We start from the raw sequence: 2,936 nt of genomic DNA, 5'->3' as shown, positions 1-2,936 counted from the left end.
CCCCCGACCGCCCTCCCAAGGAACCCCCATGCCCAGGGCTCGTCCCAGCGTGTCCGTCGTCATCCCCAACTACAACTACGAGAAGACCCTGCACGCCTGCCTGACCTCGGTCTTCGCCCAGACCCACGCCCCGCTCGACGTCATCGTGGTCGACGACGCGAGCACCGACAGGTCCCGGGACATCGCCCGGGAGTTCGGCGTCGTCCTGATCGCCAACCCCCACAACAGCGGAGTGTCCGCCGCCCGGAACCTCGGCACCGCCGCCGCCCGGGGCGAGATCCTCTTCTTCCTCGACTCGGACACGGCCCTCCACCCCGAAGCCCTCGCGAACGCCGCCGACCTGCTCCGGGACGACCCCGGTCTCGGCTGCGTCCACGGCGTGCTCGACCCCGAACCGCTCTTCGACGACGGCCCCGTGGAGCGCTACCACGCCCTGCACGCCCACTTCTGGCGCCGCCGCGCCGTCGGCGAGGTCCGCACCGCGTTCTTCGCGCTCGGCGCGATCCGCAAGGAGGTCTTCGAGGCGACCGGACCCTTCGACGAGAACCTCCGCGACTCGGAGGACGTCGAGTACAGCGGCCGGCTCGTCCGCACCCACCGGATCGTGATGACGGAGGCGATCCGCGGCCGGCACGACGACGTCGACCGGCTCGGGGCGATGCTCCGGGAGCAGTACCGGCGCTCCCAGCTGCTCATCGCGGCCGTCGGCCAGCTGCGGGAGGGCGGGCTCACCGCCAACCGGCCGCTCGGCGTCCTCGCCGCCGCGCTGACCCTGCCCACGCTCCTCCTCGGCCTGCTCAGCCCCTGGCTGCTCCTCGTCCCCGCCCTGTGCGCGCTGGTCTTCGCCTGCGCCGATCCGGGTCTGAGCCGGTTCGCGCTGCGGACCCGGGGCCCCGGCTTCCTCCTCTACTTCACCGCCGTCCACTTCGTCCTGCACCAGGCGATCGTGCTCGGCGCCGCCCGCGGCACCGTCCGCTGGCTCACGGAGCCGGACTTCGGACCCAGCGTCCGCCGCAGGGAGGACCGCCCCGAAGAAGCCGCCCCGGCCCACAGGCGCCGCCGGCCCGTCCGCCGGCCTCCCGCCCTCCCAGTCGGCTCGCCGACCTCACCTCCCTCGTCCGCCCGGGACAGTGGACGAAGAACCTGGTCGTCGTCCCCCTCGGCCTGCTCGGCGCACCCCGGCTCGACGGCGCCGCGCTCGTCGGGGCCCTGGCCGCGATCGGCGTCTTCACCCTCGCCTCCGCGCTGATCTACCTGGTCAACGACCTCGGCGACCGGGACCGGGACCGCCGCCACCCGGAGAAGCGGCACCGGCCCATCGCCGCCGGACGGATCGGCGTCGGCACCGCCGTCACCTTCGCCGCCGCCCTCGCCGTCCTCCTCGCGGCGACGATCGCCCTCACCGCCCTCACCGGGACGGCCTCGCTCGTCGACTGGTGGCCGGTCGCCGCGTACGTGGCCCTCAACGCCGCCTACAGCAAGGGGCTCAAGCACGTCCCGCTGCTCGACGTCTTCATCGTCGCCCTCGGCTTCGTCCTCCGGCTTGCCCAGGGCTGCCTGGCCTCGGGCAACCCGGTGCCGAGCTGGCTCACCCTCTGCGTCTTCTCCCTCTGCCTGCTGCTGATCCTGGGCAAGCGGCGCCACGAGATGGCGGTCGGCGGGGTGCTCCACCGGCCCGCGCTGCGCGGCTACACCCTCGGCTTTCTCGACCAGCTGCTCGCCTTCACCGCGGTGCTCACGGCGGTCAGCTACGTCCTCCAGGTGCAGGCCAGCCCGGTCTTCGGCCCGCACGCGCCGCTGGTCGCGGTGCTCACCGCCCCGTTCGCGCTCTTCGGCCTCGCCCGCTACCTGCAACTGCTCGTGGTCGACGCGGGAGGCGGCAACCCCTCGCGGGCGCTGTTCAGCGACCGCATGACCGTCACCAACGCCCTGCTCTGGTCGGCGCTGCTGGCCGGCGCGTGGCCGCTGAGCCACCTCGGCTCATGACGGCGACGACCACCGCGCCGGCGTCCGCGCCCACCGACCCGGCCGGGGCTCCCCCGGCCCCGCGCGGCCGGCTCCGCCGGGCCCTCCCCGTCCTCTTCCCGGTCGCCGTGGTCACCGGCATCGGCTTCGCCCTGTACGACCGGGCCGGCGAACTGGCCGCTCTCGTCCTGCGGCCCGACTCCGTCCCGTACCTCCTCGCGGCCCTCGCCGCCAACGCCGTCGCGGTGCTGTTCTCGATGGCCACCTGGCGGACCCTCCTCGCCGACCTCGGCCCCGGGATCCCGGGGCGGACCGCGACCCGGATCTACTTCACCTCCTACCTCGGCAAGTACGTGCCGGGGGCCGTCTGGGGCGTCCTCGCCCAGCTGCGGATGGGCGGCGCGGCGGGGGTGTCCGGGCCGGTCGTGCTCGCCGTCTTCCTGCTGAACCTGATCGTGGCCGTCCTCACCGGTCTCGCCGTCGGCCCGCTCGCCGCGCCCTGGACGATCGGCGCCGAGGCCTGGTGGCTCGTCCTGCCGGGCGCGGTCACCGTCGCCTGGGCCGTACGTCCCGGACTGCTGCACCAGCTGGCCGCGGCCGCCGCCCGGCTCGCCCGGCGTCCGGCGCCCGGCGTCCGGGCGAGCGACCGGGGCATGCGGCGGGCCATGGCCTCGGCCACCGCTTCCTGGGCGGTCGGCGGACTGCACCTGTGGGCGCTGGCCGTGATGCTCGGCGCCCCGCCGCTGACCGCGCTGCCGGTCTGCGTGGGCGGCTTCGCCCTGGCCACCGCCGCCGCCAGCCTCGTGGTGGTGCTGCCGGACGGCTGGGGGGCCCGCGAGGCCCTGCTGCTCCTGGCGCTCACCGCCGTACTGCCCTGGCAGGAGGCGACCGCCGCCGCCGTCGCCAGCCGGGTGGTCTGCACCCTCAGCGAGGTCCTCGTCGGAGGCGCCGCGCTCCTGCTGACCCTCCCC

Annotated in this window: 3 protein-coding genes; all 3 read left to right on the top strand. The window is 75.1% G+C overall.

Annotation, left to right across the window (positions count from 1 at the left end; translation table 11 throughout):
- Window positions 1-28 precede the first annotated feature (28 nt).
- Complete coding sequence (locus tag EAO70_RS07900) at window positions 29-1,249, top strand: glycosyltransferase family 2 protein (protein ID WP_261992741.1); 1,221 nt, start codon at window positions 29-31, stop codon at window positions 1,247-1,249.
- Window positions 1,144-1,986 carry a UbiA prenyltransferase family protein gene (locus EAO70_RS07895; RefSeq protein ID WP_261992742.1) on the top strand — a complete coding sequence of 281 codons (843 nt, stop codon included), beginning with the start codon at window positions 1,144-1,146 and terminating at the stop codon, window positions 1,984-1,986. Before EAO70_RS07900 ends, EAO70_RS07895 begins: the two co-directional genes overlap by 106 nt.
- Window positions 1,983-2,936, top strand: a 954-nt coding sequence (locus EAO70_RS07890; protein WP_148002293.1) for a lysylphosphatidylglycerol synthase domain-containing protein, incomplete at its 3' end; no start/stop codon positions are given. The genes EAO70_RS07895 and EAO70_RS07890, both read left to right, overlap by 4 nt.

The sequence above is a fragment of the Streptomyces sp. adm13(2018) genome (assembly GCF_008042145.1).
In the GTDB taxonomy this organism is placed as follows: domain Bacteria; phylum Actinomycetota; class Actinomycetes; order Streptomycetales; family Streptomycetaceae; genus Streptomyces.
Note: the sequence above shows the minus strand (reverse complement) of the source record. Positions and strands in the feature narration are given on the sequence as shown.